The organism is Sodalis sp. RH20 (assembly GCF_047324205.1).
Taxonomy (GTDB): domain Bacteria; phylum Pseudomonadota; class Gammaproteobacteria; order Enterobacterales; family Enterobacteriaceae; genus Acerihabitans.
Map to the genome: position 1 here is coordinate 1,796,253 of NZ_CP178733.1, position 19,900 is coordinate 1,816,152.

Consider the following 19,900-nt stretch of genomic DNA (forward strand, 5'->3'; position numbering starts at 1 on the left):
CGCCGCCCTGGACCGCGGCGCACCCCGCGCTAGGCGATAAAGCTGCCAAACAGCTGATAACGCGTGCCGGGATACAGCAGGCGCGCGGAGGTCACCACCAGTTTGCCGAACCAGGTGCGCCGGTGAATCAGCAAACAGGGTTCGTTATCCGCCAGCTGGAGCAGCTCGCGTTCGCGGCTGCTGGCGTTTACCGCCTCGACCCGATGCTCGCCGGCGGTAAGCGGCGCGGCCTGCGTCAGGTAGAAATAAGGCGTAATCAGGTTGAAATCCTGCCGCAGATAATCGGGCGCGGTCAAGGGATTGACGCAGCGGTCTTCCAGCTGTACGGCAATATCGTTTTCGTAATGCACGATCAGCGAATGGAACAACTGCTCACCCGGCTGGATGCCCAGCGATAACGCTTCCTCGCCGGTCGCCTGGCGCGCTTCCAGGGTCAGCAGGGTGCTGCTGTGGCGATGGCCGCGCGCGGCGATTTCATCGGCGATATTGCGCACTTCCAGCATGGCGGTCTGGGGCTTGAGCTCGGCGACAAAGGTACCGACGCCCTGCATCCGCAGCAGATAACCTTCGCCGGTCAGCTCGCGCAGCGCCCGGTTAATGGTCATCCTGCTGACCCCCAGCTCCGCCACCAGTTCGCTTTCCGACGGGATGCGCCGATGAGGCTCCCAGGCCCCGGAACGTATCTGCTGCACGATCGCCTGTTTAACCCGTTGATAGATGGGCGCCGGCGTATCGCTCATGATGGCGGACAGTTGCGCCGCTGACAGTAGTTCAGACACGTTTCCGACCTCTGATGACAGGGATAATAACAAAACAGTTTACTGTTCAATTCAGCGTATGTATATGTATAGACAAGTGGATAAGCATTTCGTCTGGATAGACACTCCTATCACTCTCACTTTAACCGGAAACCGCCATGCCCGTTTATTTTGCCCCCCGTGCGCTGCTGGCGCAGGGATGGACCCACAATGTCCGACTGCAGATCGACGCCCAGGGAACGATCGTCGCTATTGAATCAGATGCCGGCGCACAGGACGCCGAGTCTCTCGCCGGGCCGGTATTGCCCGCCATGGCCAATTTGCATTCCCACGCCTTTCAGCGCGCCATGGCCGGACTGACTGAAGTCTTCGGCGATCCGAAGGACAGCTTCTGGACCTGGCGCGATGTGATGTACCGCATGGTGCAACGGCTGTCGCCGGAGCAGGTGGGCATTATCGCCCGCCAGCTGTATATCGAGATGCTAAAGGGCGGCTACAGCCAGGTGGCGGAATTCCATTACCTGCATCACGATCCCCAGGGCCATGCGTACGCCGATCCGGCGGAAATGGCGCTACGCGTCAGCCAGGCGGCGGCCGAGAGCGGTATCGGCCTGACGCTGCTGCCGGTGCTGTACTCCTACGGCGGTTTCGGCGAACAGGCGGCGGCCCCCGGGCAGCGGCGTTTTATCCAGGATACCGGCAGCTACCTGCGCCAGCAGCAGGCGCTGCAAGCCCATCTGGCCACGCAGCCGCACCAGCGCCTGGGCCTGTGTTTCCATTCCCTGCGCGCCGTCAGCGCGCGGCAAATCCACGAGGTCCTGCAGGCCTCGGCGGCGGAATTGCCGGTACATATCCACGTGGCCGAGCAGACAAAAGAGGTGGAGGATTGCCTGGCCTGGTCGGGAACCCGTCCGGTTCGCTGGCTGATGGATCAGGTTAAGGTGGATGAACGCTGGTGCCTGATCCATGCCACCCATCTCGATGAGGAAGAACTGGCCCGCCTGGCGCGCAGCGGCGCGGTAGCGGGGCTGTGTCCCACCACCGAGGCCAACCTGGGCGACGGTATCTTCCCGGCCGACGGCTATGTTCGGCAGGGCGGGCGCTGGGGCATCGGCTCCGACAGCCATGTTTCGCTCAACGTGGTGGAAGAGCTGCGCTGGCTGGAATACGGACAACGCCTGCGCGACCGGCGCCGCAACCGTCTGGCCGACGCGCTGCACCCCACGCTCGGCGATAATCTTTACGGCGCGGCGCTGCGGGGCGGGGCGCAGGCCTGCGGCGTACCGCTGGGCGCGCTGGCGGTCGGTATGCGCGCCGACTGGCTGGTGCTGGACGGCGAAGATCCCTATATCGCCTCGGCCGACGACGGCGACCTGCTCAATCGCTGGCTGTTTGCCGGCGGCCCCGGCCAAATCCGCGATGTGTTCGTCGCCGGCCGCCGGGTAATCAGCGACGGGCACCATGCCCTGGAACGGGAAAGCGCCCAGTCTTTCGCCCGCGTGCTGCGCGACCTGCGCCGGGAGGCGCTGTGAGCCGGCCGGTCAGGTTTTCGTTCACCGGCCTGCCGGTGTCCCCCTGGCGCAACGGCGGCGGCGAAACGCGCGAAATTATCAGTTGCCCGCCTGATGCGCCCGCTGCGTTGCCGGCGGGCGGCGACCCGGCGGCGTTTGCCTGGCGCGCCAGCATCGCCACCATCGACCGCGACGGGGCCTTTTCCTCCTTCCCCGGCGTGGATCGGATTATCGCCCTGCTGGAGGGCGACGGCGTGACGCTGCATAACGCCGCCGGCGGATACCATGCCCTGACCCGGCCCGGCGTGCCGCATGCCTTTGCCGGCGAGGACGCCATCAGCGCGCGGCTGGCGGGCGGCCCGAGCCGGGATTTCAATATCATGACCCGCCGCCAGGACCGGCGGGCGCGGGTAGAGCGCCTGACCGGCGAGCAGCGCCTGCCCGCGGGCGGCGACGGCGTAATCTATGTGCTGGCGGGCCGCTGGCACCTTGAAGGCGAGACGCCGCTGACGCAACGCGAGGGCATCTGGTGGCGACAACTCGGCGCGCCGCTGCGCCTGTGGCCCGCCGACGGCGATGGCGTGGCGTTATGGGCGGATATCTCCCGTCGCTAGCCGCGCCAGGCGGCTCTTATGGCCGATAGAAGCATCGCCTGCATGATTTTGGTGCATGGCGCGCCATAATGATTCATCGGCCGCGCCACGGGGTGCGCGCTGCCAACGCGGCGCGTCCGTGATTGCGGGACTCGCCCGTTCAGGGCGACGCTTATCGTCAAATAACCGGCCACGGGCAAGATGGCACAAGCTTTGCTTAGTTCCTGCCTAGGTAAAGAGTCTTGTATAGACAAGCTTATACAGTTGTTAGCCAGGGCGGCAGGCGCCTTAGCCGGCCGCGAACACATTTTTGCCGGTTACTTTAGCCGGCGTTATTTCAGGAGTGGGATATGAGCATCGCCTGTGCCAAAACGTCATTGCAACGCCGCGTTCAACCGCTGAAGACCGCCCTTATTCTGGCGCTCGGCCTGGCCGGCGCCCTGCCGGCGATGGCGGCCGACACGCCGCTGGCCATCGGTATTTCCGGCTGGACCGGGTTTGCGCCGCTGACCCTGGCGGACAAGGCGGGGATATTTAAACGCCACGGCCTGGATGTCACCGTCAAAATGATCCCGCAAAAAGACCGCCACCTGGCTATTGCCTCCGGCGACGTGCAGTGCGCCGCCACCACGGTGGAAACCTATATTTCCTGGAACGCCAACGGCGTGCCCATCACCCAGATTGTCCAGCTGGATAAATCCTACGGCGCCGACGGCCTGGTGGTGCGCAACGGCATCGACAGCATCAAGGCGCTGAAGGGCAAAACCATCAGCGTCGACGCACCGGGCACCTCGCCGTATTTCGCCTTGGCCTGGATGTTGGATAAAAACGGCATGAGCCTTAAAGACGTCAAGACCACCACGCTCTCGCCCGAAGCCGCCGCCCATTCGTTTATCGCCGGCAGCAACGATGCCGCCATGACCTACGAGCCTTATCTTTCCTCGGTGCGGCAAAGCCCGGATAAAGGCAAGATCCTGGCCACTACCCTCGATTATCCGATGGTTATGGATACGCTGGGCTGTACGCCCGCCTTCCTCAAGCAAAATCCCCAGGCCGCCAAGGCGCTGGTCGCCAGCTATTTCGACGCGCTGGATATGATCAAGGCTCAGCCGGATAAAGCCAATGAAATCATGGGCGCGGCGGTTAAGGAATCGGGCAAGGAATTTGCCGAGTCGGCCAGCTACCTGCGCTGGCAGGACCGGGCGCAGAACCGCCAGTTCTTTAACGGCGAAATCGACAGCTTCAGCCGGGAGGCGGCGCAACTGCTGCTGCAAATGAAGGTGATCCGCAAAATCCCCGATATCAAGACACTGTATGACGCCAGCTACGTTAATCAATAAGGGGCGCGCAATGTCCGTTGACAAGGCCTCGCCGGCCGCCGGGCAACCGGCGCCGTTGCCGGCGGCGAAGAAAGTACGGCACAACCCGCTGATGGTGCCGCTGCGCGCGGTTTCAACCGGGCAGCGCTGGTTTCTCGGGCTGGGTTTTTTTATCCTGTTTTTCGGCTTTTGGGCCTGGGCCACGTTCGCCGGCTGGGTGTCGCCGACCTTTTTGGCCGACCCGCTGACCATGGTGCACGAAGGCTACCTGCTGTTTACCGAGTACAATTTTTCGCTGGATATCGGCATGACGGTGATGCGCGTGCTGGGCGGATTTATCCTGGCGGCGGTACTGGCGGTGCCGCTCGGCATCATGATGGGGTCGTATAAACTGGTGGAGGCGTTTCTTGAACCTTTTGTCTCGTTTTGCCGCTACCTGCCCGCGTCGGCGTTTATTCCCCTGCTGATCCTGTGGGCCGGCATTGGCGAAATGCAAAAAATTCTGGTGATTTTTATCGGCTCGTTTTTTCAGATTGTGCTGATGATCGCGGTCACCGTGGGCGCGGCGCGGCGCGATCTGGTGGAAGCCGCCTATACCCTGGGCGCCTCGAACCGCAGTATCGTGCGCCGGGTGCTGATCCCAGGCGCCGCGCCCGAGATTGCCGAATTGCTGCGCCTGGTGCTGGGCTGGGCCTGGACCTATGTGATCGTGGCTGAGCTAATCGGCTCGTCCAGCGGTATCGGCCATATGATTGTCGACAGCCAGGCGCTGCTCAATACCGGGCAGATTATTTTCGGCATTATCGTTATCGGCTGTATCGGCCTGATTTCCGATTTCCTGTTCAAGGCGGTGAACCGCCGCCTGTTTGCCTGGAGCATTTCCTCATGACCCCCGGAAAACTCGCCATCCGCCAGGTGTCGCGCGTCTTTAACGGCCCCAAGGGCCAGCAGACCCAGGCGTTGCTGCCCATCGACTACCGGGTGGAGGAAAACGATTTTATTACCATCCTCGGCCCGTCGGGCTGCGGTAAATCCACCCTGCTGCGGATTGTCGCCGGTCTCGATCGGCCCACCACCGGGGAAGTGTGGCTGGACGGGGGACTGATTGACGGCCCGGGCGCCGATCGGGGCATGGTCTTCCAGAGCTATACGTTGTTTCCGTGGCTGACGGTGGCGCAGAACATCTGTTTTGGGCTGCGGGAACGGGGCCTGAGCCCGGGCGTGCAGCGCGAGCGCTGCGATTATTTTGTCGATCAGGTCGGCCTGCGCGGGTTTGAGCAGCATTTCCCGCGCCAGCTGTCCGGCGGCATGCAGCAGCGCACCGCCATCGCCCGCGCGCTGGCCAACGATCCGAAAGTCCTGCTGATGGATGAACCCTTCGGCGCGCTGGACAATCAAACGCGGGTGCTGATGCAGGAATTATTGTTGAAAATATGGGAGTCGTCACGCAAGACGGTGCTGTTTGTCACGCATGATATCGACGAGGCCATTTTTATGGCCAATAAAGTCGCCATCTTCAGCGCCAGGCCGGGACGGATTAAAACCGAGGTGGCGATAAACTTCCCCCATCCCCGTGACTACACCTTAAAGACCACGGCGGAATTTATGGCGCTCAAGGCGCGCGTTACCGAGGAAATACGCAGCGAAACGCTGCAAAGCATGGCGCTTTGACTTTGCAATCCGGACCGCAATGGTTCTCCAGGTTTCGCGGAGCAGGGCACAACAACGGGCCGCAACTGCGGCACCCGGGCGCAACCCAGTAATGCGCCCAAGTGCCGGTTTTACTTGTATAGACAGGAATAGATTATGTCATCTTCTGTAACATCTTTACGCCCATGCCGTCTGGTGCCGGGCGAGGTAGACCTGGCGACGCTGCGTGCCATCTATCATGGCGAGCTGGAACTGTCGCTTGATCCCGCCGCCTTCACCGCCATCAACGCCGCGCAGCAAACGGTGGAGGAGATCCTGGCCACCGGCGACGTGGTCTACGGCATCAACACCGGTTTCGGCAAACTGGCGCAAACCCGCATTCCCGCCGAACGGCTGGCGGAACTGCAGCGTAACCTGGTGCTGTCGCACAGCGTCGGCACCGGCGCGTTGCTCGAAGACAATGTGACGCGGCTTATCATGGCCTGCAAAGTGATAAGCCTGGCGCGCGGCCATTCCGGCATCCGGTTATCGGTGGTGGAGGCCCTGCTGTCCTTGTATAACGCCGGCGTCATGCCCTGTATCCCGGCCAAAGGCTCGGTGGGCGCCTCGGGCGACCTGGCCCCGCTGGCGCATTTGTCCCTGATGCTTATCGGCGAGGGGCAGGTGCGGGTCAAGGGAGCGCTGATAAGCGCGGTGGAAGGGCTGGCGCTGGCCGGCTTGCGTCCCATCGTGCTGGAGCCGAAAGAAGGGCTGGCATTGCTGAACGGCACCCAGGTTTCCACCTCGCTGGCGCTGGTCGGCCTGTTTGAAGCGGAACGATCCTTTGCCGCCGGGCTGGTGGCGGGCGCCCTGACGCTTGAGGCCATCAAAGGCTCGGTCAAGCCTTTCGACGCGCGTATCCACCAGGCGCGCGGCCAGGCCGGCCAGATAGCGGTGGCGCGGGCGGTATCTACGCTGCTTGACGGCAGCGAAATCGTGGTATCCCATGCCGACTGCGGCCGGGTACAAGATCCCTATTCCATCCGCTGCGTGCCGCAGGTGATGGGCGCCTGCCTGGATAACCTGACCTATGCGGCGCGCATCCTGCAAATCGAGGCCAACGCCGCGTCCGATAACCCGCTGGTGTTTACCGATAGCGGCGAAGTGATTTCCGGCGGCAATTTCCACGCCGAGCCGGTGGCGTTCGCCGCCGATATCCTCGCGCTGGCGATAGCCGAAATCGGCGCTATTTCAGAACGCCGCCTGGCGCTGCTGCTCGATACCGGCCTGTCGGGCCTGCCGCCGTTCCTGATCAATGAAGGCGGCGTGAACTCGGGCTTTATGATAGCCCAGGTCACCGCCGCGGCGCTGGCCTCGGAAAACAAGTCCCTGGCGCACCCGGCCAGCGTCGACAGCCTGCCGACCTCCGCCAACCAGGAGGACCATGTGTCGATGGCCACCTTTGCCGCCCGCCGGCTGGGGGATATGTGTTTCAACACCTCGGTGGTGGTGGGCATCGAAGCCATGGCCGCCGCCCAGGGCATTGATTTTAACCGGCCGCTGAACAGCTCGGCGGCGCTCGAACAACAGCTTGTGGCTATCCGTAACCGTGTCGCCTTCCTGGCAAGCGATCGGCTCCTGGCGCCGGATATCGAAGCGATGCGTCTTTGGGTCGCTGAATTCACCCTGCCCGCGGAAGTACAATCCTTGTTACCCAGCTATGCGTCAACGCGCTAAAGATAAAGGAACCCCTGATGAAATACGATTTTAGCAATGCCGTTTCACGTCCCGTCAGCGCGCCGCGCGGCACCACGCTGACCTGCAAAAACTGGCTGATTGAAGCGCCGTACCGCATGATCCAGAACAACCTCGATCCGGATGTCGCCGAGCGTCCCGACGATTTGGTGGTCTACGGCGGCATCGGCAAGGCGGCGCGTAACTGGCCCTGTTTCGAAACCATATTGCAAAGCCTGCGCGACCTGGAGGAAGACGAGACCCTGCTGGTGCAATCCGGTAAACCGGTCGGCGTGTTCCGCACCCATGTGGACGCGCCGCGCGTGATGATTGCCAATTCCAACCTGGTGCCGCATTGGGCCACCTGGGAACATTTCCATGAACTGGACCGGGCCGGGCTGATGATGTACGGGCAAATGACCGCCGGCTCCTGGATTTATATCGGCGCCCAAGGCATCGTGCAGGGCACCTTCGAAACCTTTGCCGAAGCGGGCCGCCAGCATTACGACAACGATCTCAAGGGGAAATGGATCCTTACCGCCGGCCTGGGCGGCATGGGCGGCGCCCAGCCGCTGGCCGGCGTGCTGGCCGGCGCCTGCGTGCTGGCCATTGAATGCCAGGAGTCGCGCATAGATTTTCGCCTGCGCACCCGCTACCTCGACCGCAAGGCGTTTACCATCGACGAAGCGCTGGCGCTAATTGAAGACGCCTGCGCCAAAGGCGAGGCAATTTCCGTCGGGCTACTGGGCAATGCGGCGCAGATCATGCCTGAGCTGGCCAAACGCGCCGCCGGCGGCGGCGCCCGTCCGCATATCGTCACCGACCAGACTTCCGCCCATGACCCGCTCAACGGTTACCTGCCGGCCGGCTGGAGCCTGGAACAATGGAACCAGGCCAAAAAAGACGATCCGCAAAGCGTTATCAGCGCGGCCAGGGCGTCGATGGCCGAACACGTCAAGGCGATGCTGGCGTTCCATGAAATGGGCGTGCCGACGGTGGATTACGGCAACAATATCCGCCAGGTGGCGCTGGAGGAGGGGGTGGCGAACGCCTTCGATTTCCCCGGTTTTGTACCCGCCTATATCCGTCCGCTGTTTTGCGAAGGTAAGGGGCCGTTCCGCTGGGTGGCGTTGTCGGGGGATGCGGAAGATATCTATAAGACCGATGCCAAGCTCAAGGAGCTGTTTCCGGACAACCGGCTGCTGCATAACTGGCTGGATATGGCGCAGGAGCGCATCGCCTTCCAGGGCCTGCCGGCGCGCATCTGCTGGCTGGGGCTGGGCGAACGTCACCTCGCCGGGCTGGCGTTTAACGAGATGGTGCGCACCGGCGAGCTGAAAGCGCCGATTGTTATCGGCCGTGATCATCTCGACTGCGGGTCGGTCGCCTCGCCCAACCGTGAAACCGAAGCGATGAAAGACGGCTCGGACGCCGTCTCCGACTGGCCGTTGCTGAACGCCCTGCTCAGCACCGCCGGGGGCGCCACCTGGGTCAGTCTGCATCACGGCGGCGGCGTGGGTATGGGGTTCTCCCAGCACGCGGGCATGGTTATCGTCTGCGACGGCAGCGAAAAGGCCGATGAGCGCCTGGCGCGGGTATTATGGAACGACCCGGCCACCGGCGTGATGCGCCATGCCGATGCCGGTTACCCCGAGGCCATCGCCTGCGCGGAAAAATACGGCCTTAAGCTGCCGATGATCCGCTAACCGCCTGGCACGGCAACCACCGGCGGGGAACCCCGTCCCTCGCCGGCAATCCCCGCGCTTTCCCCCGCGCCTTCGCCCGTCAGGCTTGCCGCTCAGACGGCGCTTTTTTATCGTGACGTGAAAACGCCGTTACTGAAAGAATAATCACCGCGGCGCCGGCAAACATGCCGGGGGTCGGCCGTTCGCCGAACAATGCCCAGGCAAAAAGAATGGCGTAGACCGGCTCCAGGGCGAAAAACACCGCCGCGGCGCGCGCCTTGACGAAACGTAAACTGGTGACCATCAGGCTGTGCGCCACGCCGGTACAGAATACCCCCAGCAGCAGCAGGTAAAACCAGTCGCCGGCGGAGGCTTGCGGCAACGCGTGGAAAGCGAAGGGCAGCATCAGCAGGCAGATAACGGCGTTTTGACATAACGCCGCCTGTACCGGCCGGATACTGATGGCGGTAATGCGGTTGCAGATAATAAGCAACGCCAGCAGCGCGCCGGATAAAATTCCCCATAAAAACCCGCGCGTACTGCCGCTGCTGATATCAAACGACGGGCAGACCATCATCAGGCCAAGGCAAATCAGGACGATCAGCAGGATCTCGTTAAGCGAAATGCGCTCCCGGAAACCGATGCTTTCAAACAGGGTGGTAAAGGCCGGGAAACTGGCGAATCCAAGCGTGGCAATCGCCACGCCCGAGGCTTTGACCGAAATGAAGAAGGTGAGCCAGTGCCCGGCCAGGATAGCGCTGGCGCCAATGACCACCAGAGCGCTGCCGCCGCTGATGCGTTGCCAGCGAAAGCCGCGTACGCCGAGCATCAGCAGCGATAACGCCAGCACCGCGAACAGCGCGCGGCCAAATACTATGGCGGCGGGCGAGGTGGTAATGACTTTACCTAAAATGCCTGAAAGGCCAAAAAAGAAGGCCGCGATATTCAGCGAAACCAGGGCGTGGCGTTTATTCATACAGCATACCGGACAAAGGTGCGGACCTTCATGCTGCCCGTTATCAGGCTGTTTTAACAGCTTTTAATGACGTTTTATCATCGATTTCCCCTATGGCGAGATTATTCATGTCCGCGTGTCCCAGCCTGCTATGCTGATAATGATGGCCTTGAGCTTATCGGGGGGGATGATGAATCAGATGATGCCGGAACAGATATACCGCAAAATCAACCCAGACGACTGGCGGCGTATCTTCGTGGTCGGGGATGTGCATGGCTGTTACGATTTGCTGCTGGCGAAACTGGCGCGCCAGCGGTTTGATCGCGCGCGCGATTTGCTGATCTCGGTCGGTGATCTGATCGATCGCGGCGCGCAAAACCTGCAATGCCTGGAACTGCTTGAACAACCCTGGTTCTGCGCGGTTCGCGGCAACCATGAGCAAATGGCCATCGACGCCCTTTCCCGCGGCGAAGAGAACCTATGGCTGGCCAACGGCGGCCAATGGTTTTGGCGCCTGGATGAGGAACAGCGGCGGCGGGCGGCGGCATTGATTGAGCGCTGCGCTTATCTGCCGCTGATTATCGACCTTGAAATGGCGCAGCGTCATATTGTGATCGCGCACGCGGATTATCCCCTGGACAATTATCGCTACCAGCAGACCGTCGACCCCGAGCTGGTGGTGTGGAGCCGGCAGCGCATCAACCGCAACCAGCGCGGGCGCGGGGCGCCCATCAGCGGCGCGACGCACTTCTTTTTCGGCCATACGCCGCTCGAACGCGTCAGGCATTTTTATAATCAGTTCTATATTGATACCGGCGCGGTCTTCGGCGGGACGTTAACCTTGGTTGACATCACCAGCCTGCCGTTTTAGGCCTGGACATCGCGCCCGGTGTTTGCTATTCCGGTACTCAATGTTCTCTGTATTATTTCCAGCATAATCATGAGCATTGACTATAATAAAACAGGTTTCTGGTACTGCTCTTTCAGGCTAGGTATCCATCACGGATTTTTAAGTACAGGCAATCGCTATAAAGGAGTGTTGTTATGGGAATTTTATCTTGGATTATTTTTGGACTTATCGCCGGCATTATCGCTAAATTCATCATGCCGGGCAGGGACGGCGGCGGATTTATCATTACCATCATTCTAGGTATCATCGGCGCCGTGGTCGGCGGTTATATCAGCACGTTCTTTGGTTATGGACGCGTCGACGGCTTTAACTTCGGCAGTTTTGTCGTGGCGGTGATCGGCGCTATCGTGGTGCTGTGGATTTACCGGTTGGTACGCAGATAACCGGCGTTATGACCGCTCATACGCCGTAATCAATAATCAGGGTATTCCCTTTGCCTGCCTCAGTCGGCAGGGAATACCCGCTTCTCTCCCCCTTCACGCCTGCTGCTTTCCTGATTCATTCATATTATTTATTAAATAAATGAAGCTGCCTTAATGGCCCCTGTTAACCCGGATAAACCAGAGGTCCCAGCAAGGATACGTCATCTTCTTCATGAATATTATCCCTTTAAGCGCCGTTATCCCACGATGAATGCAGATTGCCAATTAATGCACGTAGTAGCATTAATACAGGCCATATTCAGGTATATCGGCCATAAAATATTATGAGTTATGTTTATTGAGTTTATAGGAAATTAAAGATTAATTAAAAAAATTAAATAGTGACCAAGTTAATGCAATTCAATGAATTTAAAGGATTTGTAATTTTTTATCTATTTAATGGTTCAAGTGAATATTTTTAATTTCATTTCTGGTATGGTCTGCAATATTATCGACTAAAGCTATTTTCTTCGATATTGCTGCCAGTTATGCTGGCCTGTAACACTATTTAAATGGGGTCTTGTTACGCCGGATAACCTTTGCCGACGGCGGATTAATATGGCCGGGAATTGAAGTTATTGACCAGTGGGATAAATTGATGCTTTTTAAGAATCTCTTTAGCTATTATCAAATGAAAAAAATCCAATCTACGCCGCCGCCGGTAATTCATCAACGTTGGCGTGCGGTGGCGTGGCTGAATATCGCTTTCCAGATAGTCTTTCCGCTTAGCCTGTCTTTTACGCCGGCCATGGCGAAAGCCGCGCCCGCAGCGTTGCCGTCCACGGCGGCGCCCTTAATGGCCATCGCCACGGTTCCTTATGTTTTGGGGCCGGGCGAGACGACATTGTCGGTGGCGACACGCTATAACCTGACGCTGGAAGAGCTAAAAACGCTCAATGGACTGCGCAATTTCGCTAAATCGTTTTCCGCGCTGGGCACCGGCGACGAGATCGACGTTCCCCGCAGCCACACGTCTTTGTTTAACTCAGCCATCCCGGTCCAGTCATCTTCGCAGGCAGAGGATAAGCTGGCGCGCGGCGCACAGACGGCCGGCTCCCTGTTCTCGGGCGGCAACACCGGCGGCGCCGCCGCCGATTTGGCGCGTTCAAGCGTGGTGGGCGGCGCCGGGCAGGCGGGCGAGCAATGGCTGAACCAGTTCGGCACCGCCCGCGTCCAGCTCAACGCCGACCGGAATTTCAGATTTACCGACAGCGCGGTGGATTTGCTGGTTCCCCTGCGGGATACCGAACGCTCGACGGTATTTTCGCAATTAGGGGTGCGTAACAGCGACCAGCGCAATACGGTGAATCTCGGCCTGGGCGTGCGCACCGAAAAGGACGGCTGGATGTACGGCGCCAATACTTTTTATGATAACGATATTACCGGCAACAATCGCCGGCTCGGCGTCGGGGCCGAAGCCTGGACGGATTATTTGCGGCTGTCGGCCAATAGTTATTTCGGCCTGACGGATTGGCACCCGTCGCGGGATTTCGCCGACTATAACGAACGGCCGGCCAACGGGTTCGATCTGCGCGCCCAAGCCTGGCTGCCATCTTACCCACAGCTGGGCGGTTCGCTGATGTTTGAGCAATACCGCGGCGATGAGGTGGCGTTGTTCGGTAAGGATAGTCGGCAAAAAGATCCTTATGCCCTGACCGCCGGCATTAACTATACGCCCATCCCCTTGTTCACCGTCGGCGCGCAGCACCGGACCGGCAAAGGCGGCGCGAACGACAGCAGCCTGAATTTCCAGCTGAATTACCGGCTGGGCGAATCCTGGCAGTCACATCTCGATTCCTCTAAAGTCGGACCGTCCAGAACGCTGGCCGGCAGCCGCTACGATCTGGTCGACCGCAACTATAATATCGTGCTCGATTATCAGCGTCGGGATCTGATCCGTTTGGCGCTACCGGCCCAAATCACCGGTGCGGCGGGCACGTCGGTTACCTTAACCGCCGACATCACCGCCGAACACGGGTTGGATCGCATTGATTGGGACAGCGCGCCGCTGCTGGCGAGCGGCGGGCGTATCACCCAGGTTTCTCCGCAGGCGATAACCGTTGTCATGCCGGCCTACCAGGGTACCCCGGGGGCGGACAATACCTATCGCATCAACGCGATAGCCCATGATAACCGGGGGAATCTCTCCAATCGGGCGGTGACCACGGTGAATGTGACCGCACCGGAAATCATTACCCTGGCAAGCCTGGCGGTAGAGAACAACAACGCGGTCGCCGATGGCCAAACCGCCATTCGCGTCCGGGCCAGGGTTATCGATGGCAACGGCAACCCTGTGCCCGGCGAGACGGTCGCTTTCAGCGCCGATAACGGCGCCACGGTATTATCCCCCACGGCGGTGAGCGATGACGACGGCTTTACCGAAACCGGTATTACCTCCCGCACCGTCGGTCCCGTTATGGCGCGGGCTAGCCTGGACGGCTCGTCGCAGCAGGCCGCCGTCGCCTTTGTGGCCGGCGGCGCCGACCAAACCCAGACACAGCTTGAAGTCCTGACCACGGGAAATAAGGCGGCGGATGGCATTGACGCGCATCGGGTCAGGCTGACGGTGCGCGATGCCCTTAATAATCCCATCGGCGGCCAGGCGGTGAGCTTTGGCGCCGACAACGACGCGCAGGTAACCCCCCTGGAGGGCGATGTTACCGGTGACGACGGCACCCTGATGGCGACCGTCGTGTCCTCCCGGGCGGGGCTGCAAACGGTTACCGCCACGGTGGGCGATTTTACCACCAGCGGCGTTGAGATGACGTTTATTGCCGGCAAAGCTTCCGAGGCTAATACCCTTATCCAGGTGCTGACCCAGGGAGATAAGATTGCGGGTTCACAAGCGCATCAGGTGCGGGTAACCGCGCGCGACGCCCAGGACAACCCGGTCGCCGGCGCGGTGGTGAAATGGGTGGCGGCGGGCGATGACGCGCATCTGTCCATCCCCGGCGGCGAAACTGGTGAGGATGGCACGCTGACGGTGGATGTGACCAGCAACCGGGCGGGGGTGGTCATTGTCTCCGCCGCGTTGCCGGGCTTTATCAAAGCCAGTGATGGCATGCGTTTTGTCGCCGGCGCCGCAGCGGAAACCCGCACCGTCGTCGAGGTGATCACCCGCGGCGACAAGATCGCCGGCGACAGCGACGGCCATCGGGTGAAGGTTACGGTGCGCGATGCCAATGACAATCCGGTTGGCGGACAGGCGGTGACCTTCGCCACCGCAAGCCCCGGCGCCACACTTTCCAGCCCCGGCGGCGATACGGCGGCCGATGGCACCCTCGAGGTCGGTGTCACCAGTAACCAGGCGGGCACGGTAGTGGTCAGCGCCACGGTGGCGGGCTTTACCCGGGACAGCGACGGCATGGGTTTTGTCGCCGGCGCCGCAGCGGAAACCCGCACCGCCGTCGAGGTGGTCACCACCGGCGATAAGGTGGCCGGCGACAGCGACGGCCATCGGGTGAAAATCACGGTGCGCGACGCCAATGATAATCCCATCAGGGGGCAGGCGGTCACCTTCGCCACCACCAGTCCCGGCGCCATGCTTTCCAGCCCCGGCGGCGATACGGCGGCCGACGGCACCCTCGAGGTCGGCGTCACCAATACCCTGGCGGGCACGGTAGTGGTCAGCGCTACGGTGGCGGGCTTTACCAAGTCCAGCGACGGCATGCAGTTTGTCGCCGGCCCCGCGTCGGAGAGCCGCTCCACCATAGAGGTATTGACCACCGGTGATAAGGTGGCCGGCGACAGCGACGGCCATCGGGTGAAGGTCCAGGTGCGCGACGCCAACAGCAATCCCATTGCGGGGCAGGCGGTCAGCTTTGCCACCGTCACCCCTGGCGCCGCGCTGTCCAATCCCGGCGGCACGACAGCGGCCGACGGCACTATCGACGTGGGTGTCACCAGTACCCGCGCGGGCGCGGTAACGGTCTTCGCCACGGTGGCGGGCTTTACGTTAGCCAGCGACGGCATGACTTTTGTCGCCGGCGCGGCGGCGGAAAATACCACCTTGATAGAGGTCATCACCACCGGCGATAAAGAGGCCGGCCTTGAGGCCCATCAGGTCAAGGTCCGGGTGCGCGACGCCCACGATAACCCGGTTGCCGGGCAGGCGGTCACCTTTGCCTCCGCCAGCCCCGGCGTCACCTTTTCCCGGCAGGGCGGCGACACTGCCGCCGACGGTACGCTGGCCGTCGACGTCACCAGCGACCAGGCTGGTCTGGTCGTGGTTAACGCCGCGGTGGCGGGTTTCACCAAAGCCAGCGCGCCATTGAGTTTTATTGTCTCACCGGCCATCCTGACGCTTGATGTATTGCGTAACCGGTCGCTGGACAACGGCGCGGAATATAATGAAGTACAGCTGTTGGTGGAGAATGGCATGGGCGCCGGGATGGAGGGCAAGAGCGTCGTTTTCTCGGTGAACAATGGCGCGAGCCTGACGTCGCCGGCAAATGCCGTCACCGGCGCGGATGGAAAAGCCAAGGTTACCTTCACCAACACTCGTGGCGGTACCGCCACCGTGACGGCTCAGGTAGACGGCGTGGACGTCACGCAAGATACAATCTTCCTGTCTCCCCGGGCGATCAATTCCGTTTCGCCCGTCGCTAATCCTCACAGCTTTGGGCCAAACTCGGGTTTCCCCAACGTGGGTTTTGATGCGGGGCCGTATGCCGGCAGCAGCAAGCCAAGGTTCCAGATCAACCCTATGGGCAACATCGGCGACAATGGCAGTTTGACCTGGAGCAGTTCGAATGCGGTAAACGCGCCAATAGATGAGAACGGTATTGTTACCCTTAATGCCCGCCCCAGCAGTGAGGTCACCCTGATGGCGCGTGGTGATCAGTATTATTACACTTATAAATTTACTGTAAGAAAATGGCTTACCTATTATCGACCTAATTCCACCAACAGGTATTCGTGGGATGATACTCAAACATTGTGTGCCTCCAATGGTAAATCAATGCTGGCGGCGGCAGATCTGACCTCCGGCGTCAATCAGCGGGCGGTGGGCAGTATGTTTGGGGAATGGGGCGCGCGTCCCGGCGGCTGGCCGGGTGAAGCAGTAACGGAAGCGAATTCAGAGGGTTTTTGGACTAAGGATGGAAGTTATAACGGGCGCCCGGTCGTGAGCTTGTTTAATGGAGACCAAGTGGTGGGCCGCACCGATGGCGCCAGGTACAGGGAAGCGGCATGTAAAATGTAGGCCGGCGCCTGGCGCATATCCAAAGTAATAAAGGCTGGCATTGCCAGCCTTTGTTTATTGCAGGGTCACGGCGTCCAGCGCCCGCAGATGCCGCTCCTGCCAGGACAGGGTCACCGCGCCGCCCGGCACCCAGGCGGGGTCCAAATCGGCGGCGCTGAGTTTGACCATAAAATCGGGTTGTCCCGCCACCTCGGTTATCATGCGCACATGATCGCCCAAATAGATAAACTGCGTAATCCTGGCGCTAATTTGCTGCGACCCCGCCGGCAGCTGGCCGGCCGGCACATTGATTCTGACGCGCTCCGGCCGGATGCACAGCATGATCTTGCGCCCCGGCGAGCTGGGACGTACCTTCAGCGCGCGCAGCGAGGTGCCGTCATCCAGGACGGCGCGATAAAATTCATCCTCGCTGCCTGCCTGGGTAGCCAGCAGGCCGTTGTTCTCGCCGATAAACTGGGCCACGAAGCTGTTCTGCGGTTCCTCATACAGCGTGCTGGGGCTGTTGATCTGCTGGATAATGCCGTCGTTGAACACCGCCACCCGATCCGACATGGTCATCGCTTCGCTTTGATCGTGGGTGACATAGACGATGGTCAACTCCAGCGCCTGGTGCAGCGCCTTGATTTCCATCTGCATATGCTCGCGCAGCTGTTTATCCAGCGCCCCCAGCGGTTCATCCATTAATACCAGCTTGGGTTCAAACACCAGCGCCCGCGCCAGCGCCACGCGCTGCTGCTGGCCGCCGGACATCTGGGCGGGATAGCGGTCGGCGAGGGCGGTCAGCTTCACCCGATCCAATACTTTATCCACTTTTTCCTGGATATCGGCTTTATTCATGCGGCGAATCGACAACGGAAAGGCCAGGTTCTGCGCCACCGTCATATGAGGAAAAAGCGCGTAATTCTGGAACACCATGCCGATATCGCGCCGGTGCGGTGGAAGATGGTGCAGCGGCTGGCCGCGCAGGTAAATTTCGCCCTGGGTGGGCGTTTCAAACCCCGCCAGCATCATCAGGCTGGTGGTTTTACCGGAACCCGACGGGCCGAGCAGCGTCAGAAATTCGCCTTCGCCAATATCCAGGTTGAGATTTTTCACCACCAGCTTGTCGCCGTCGTAGGTCTTTTGAATATTTTTAAAACTCACGTAATTTTGCATAAGAAAATCCAACCTCGTAACTAGACCGGTTCGGAAACGACGTCTGTTAATGGGAGTTAAGCAGGCGCAGCGGTTTGCCGACGAGGTTATGGCACGAAATATGCTTATCCTAAGGCGGGCGGCATGTTTTTGTGCTTACGGTGAGTATATTTACCATCGCGCCCGCACCGCCACAAGCGATTTCCACGCTGAAAAGGCAAATATCCTGGGCAGGCTTAAGGTAAGCAAGCTCATGAATTTCTGCGCTTTTTATCCGTAAACAAGAGACCGCGCCGGCGTTCTTTGCCGTTCCCCCAGCAGGTCGGGCGCCTTGACGATTGCCGCGCTGATGTCGCCGGCATACCGCACCACAAAGCGGCAATCCGTTTATACTACAACCCTTACCGTTCAGGCGCCGCGCGGGCGGCTTCGCCACTATCTGCGCCGTATCAACGCGGCGGCGCAACGGGCGCCGGTTGTCCCATGCAGCCCAGCAGGGTCATAAAGGCGCTTTCTATCCGCTCTTCATCCACGCAGGCATATCCCAGCAATAATCCTTTTTTGCGCGACGGGCCGAGGTAATAGGTCGACAGGGGTCTGACATAAACGCCTTGCCGTCCCGCCGCCTGCGACAGCTTGATATCATCGACATCGTCCGGCAGCGACATCACCAGATGCAGGCCGGCATTGCTGTCGTCGCGCAGCGCGTCCGCACCCAGATGCTGAAGGATCAAGCGGCTCAGGACGGCGCGGCGCTTACCGTACAGCAGGCGCATGCGGCGGATATGGGAGGCGTAATGTCCCTCGGCGATAAACTGCGCCAGGGCCAGTTGCGTTATCCAGTGACCGCCGCGATACAGTTCGGCGTGGGCCACGCGCATCTCCTGCGCCAGCGCCGGCGGCAGCACCATATAGCTGATGCGCAGGCCCGGATACAGCGTCTTGCTGAAGGTGCCGATATAGATAACCGGCGCCTGCGGCGCCAGACTTTGCAACGCGGGAATAGGGTTGCCCGAAAAACGGAACTCGCTATCGTAATCATCCTCAATCACCCAGGCGTTATGTTCCTGGGCCAGCGCCAGCAGGCGCTGGCGCCGCTGCAGGCTCATTACCGCGCCGGTGGGGTACTGATGTGACGGCGTCACGCAAATCAGCCGCGGCGACGCCGCAACGGCCGTGTCCGGCGGGTTTAAACCCTGATCATCCACCGGCACCGGCTGTACGTCGACGCCGTTGATGGTCAACACATTGCGCATGCCCCAGTAGCTGGGTTCCTCAATCCAGGCGCGATCGCCGGGATTGCACAGCATTTTGGCCAGCAGATCGACGGCCTGGTGAGTGCCCTCGGTAATAATAATCTGTTGCGCGCTACAGTTCACCGAACGCGCCACCCGCAGATAATCCACCAGCGCCTGCTGCAGTTCCGGGCTGCCGCCCATGCGCGAATAGGTGAGGTAATCGGGCTTGATGCGCCGGATAAGCCGGGAATGGATACGGCGCCACAGACCGTGCGGAAAGCCGGACACATCAGGCACCCCCGGCATAAACGCCCCCCATTGATGGGGCGAGGCGCCCGACCGGGCCAGCAAATTAGCGCCGCGCGCCGAAAATTCTTCCCCGGCCGGGCGCTCGCAGACGGGCTGCTGCTCGTTCACCGGCGCCATGGCCCCGTCGGGCATATGATCGGTCACAAAGGTGCCGCTGCCGGCGCGGGTAAATATATAGCCCTCGGCCAGCAGCTGTTCGTAGGCGGCGCTGACGGTATTGCGCGACAGCGCCAGTTCTTTCGCCAGGTCGCGCGTCGGCGGCAGGCGGCTGCCCGCGCGAATACCGCCGTCGAGGATCGCCAGGCGGATGCAGTCATATAAACGCCGGTGCAGCGGCCCCCCGGTGCGGGCGGAGAGATGCTGCAGCAGCATATCGGTTAATAACGAACGCAATTGGCACCTGCAAAAAATTAAAACTGGCACTGGATTATAGAGCCACAAAGCGGATAAATAGAATCGGGAGTTAGGCTGGGATCTGTAATAGCGCACGTTTAGCCGCA

Annotated in this window: 14 protein-coding genes; 10 read left to right on the plus strand and 4 right to left on the minus strand. The window is 60.7% G+C overall.

Annotated features, from left to right (window positions below):
• Positions 1-29: 29 nt before the first annotated feature.
• Positions 30-740, minus strand: a complete 711-nt coding sequence (gene hutC / locus ACL2XM_RS08405; RefSeq protein WP_413723444.1) for a histidine utilization repressor — start codon at positions 738-740, stop codon at positions 30-32.
• Between the two features lie 176 nt (positions 741-916).
• On the opposite strand from hutC, the gene ACL2XM_RS08410 reads away from it, so the two are divergent.
• The 7 genes from ACL2XM_RS08410 to hutU all read left to right on the plus strand — a co-directional run bounded on the left by ACL2XM_RS08410 (position 917) and on the right by hutU (position 9,250).
• Complete coding sequence (locus ACL2XM_RS08410; protein ID WP_410014928.1) at positions 917-2,290, plus strand: formimidoylglutamate deiminase; 1,374 nt, start codon at positions 917-919, stop codon at positions 2,288-2,290.
• Complete coding sequence (locus ACL2XM_RS08415; protein ID WP_413732728.1) at positions 2,287-2,883, plus strand: HutD family protein; 597 nt, start codon at positions 2,287-2,289, stop codon at positions 2,881-2,883. Before ACL2XM_RS08410 ends, ACL2XM_RS08415 begins: the two co-directional genes overlap by 4 nt.
• 428 nt (positions 2,884-3,311) lie before the next feature.
• Entirely contained in the window at positions 3,312-4,202 is an 891-nt protein-coding gene (locus ACL2XM_RS08420) for an ABC transporter substrate-binding protein (RefSeq protein ID WP_410016816.1), read from the plus strand.
• Positions 4,203-4,293: 91 nt separating this feature from the next.
• Complete coding sequence (locus ACL2XM_RS08425; RefSeq protein ID WP_413723443.1) at positions 4,294-5,070, plus strand: ABC transporter permease; 777 nt, start codon at positions 4,294-4,296, stop codon at positions 5,068-5,070.
• Positions 5,067-5,852 (plus strand): ABC transporter ATP-binding protein, encoded by a 786-nt coding sequence (locus ACL2XM_RS08430; protein WP_410014930.1) that lies wholly within the window; start codon positions 5,067-5,069, stop codon positions 5,850-5,852. Before ACL2XM_RS08425 ends, ACL2XM_RS08430 begins: the two co-directional genes overlap by 4 nt.
• A gap of 135 nt (positions 5,853-5,987) precedes the next feature.
• Entirely contained in the window at positions 5,988-7,547 is a 1,560-nt protein-coding gene (gene hutH / locus ACL2XM_RS08435; protein WP_413732730.1) for a histidine ammonia-lyase, read from the plus strand.
• Between the two features lie 17 nt (positions 7,548-7,564).
• The gene (gene hutU / locus ACL2XM_RS08440) at positions 7,565-9,250 is read left to right on the plus strand and encodes a urocanate hydratase (RefSeq protein ID WP_410014932.1); all 1,686 of its coding nucleotides are present in this window, start codon (positions 7,565-7,567) and stop codon (positions 9,248-9,250) included.
• Between the two features lie 79 nt (positions 9,251-9,329).
• Here hutU and ACL2XM_RS08445 read toward each other — a convergent pair whose 3' ends face one another.
• A complete protein-coding gene (locus tag ACL2XM_RS08445) occupies positions 9,330-10,205 on the minus strand; it encodes a DMT family transporter (RefSeq protein WP_413732731.1) in 876 nt (291 codons plus the stop codon).
• Positions 10,206-10,374: 169 nt separating this feature from the next.
• Between ACL2XM_RS08445 and ACL2XM_RS08450 the strand changes: the two genes are divergently transcribed.
• The 3 genes from ACL2XM_RS08450 to ACL2XM_RS08460 all read left to right on the plus strand — a co-directional run bounded on the left by ACL2XM_RS08450 (position 10,375) and on the right by ACL2XM_RS08460 (position 16,719).
• A complete protein-coding gene (locus ACL2XM_RS08450) occupies positions 10,375-11,055 on the plus strand; it encodes a metallophosphoesterase (RefSeq protein WP_410016818.1) in 681 nt (226 codons plus the stop codon).
• A gap of 173 nt (positions 11,056-11,228) precedes the next feature.
• Positions 11,229-11,477, plus strand: coding sequence for a GlsB/YeaQ/YmgE family stress response membrane protein (locus ACL2XM_RS08455; RefSeq protein WP_410014934.1), 249 nt, complete (start codon positions 11,229-11,231; stop codon positions 11,475-11,477).
• Between the two features lie 670 nt (positions 11,478-12,147).
• Positions 12,148-16,719, plus strand: a complete 4,572-nt coding sequence (locus ACL2XM_RS08460; RefSeq protein ID WP_413732732.1) for an Ig-like domain-containing protein — start codon at positions 12,148-12,150, stop codon at positions 16,717-16,719.
• A 54-nt stretch (positions 16,720-16,773) separates the two neighbouring features.
• Here ACL2XM_RS08460 and ACL2XM_RS08465 read toward each other — a convergent pair whose 3' ends face one another.
• Positions 16,774-17,874, minus strand: a complete 1,101-nt coding sequence (locus ACL2XM_RS08465; protein ID WP_410014936.1) for an ABC transporter ATP-binding protein — start codon at positions 17,872-17,874, stop codon at positions 16,774-16,776.
• 428 nt (positions 17,875-18,302) lie between these two features.
• On the minus strand, positions 18,303-19,793 hold the full coding sequence (locus ACL2XM_RS08470) for a PLP-dependent aminotransferase family protein (RefSeq protein WP_413722929.1): 1,491 nt from the start codon (positions 19,791-19,793) through the stop codon (positions 18,303-18,305).
• Between the last annotated feature and the right edge of the window lie 107 nt (positions 19,794-19,900).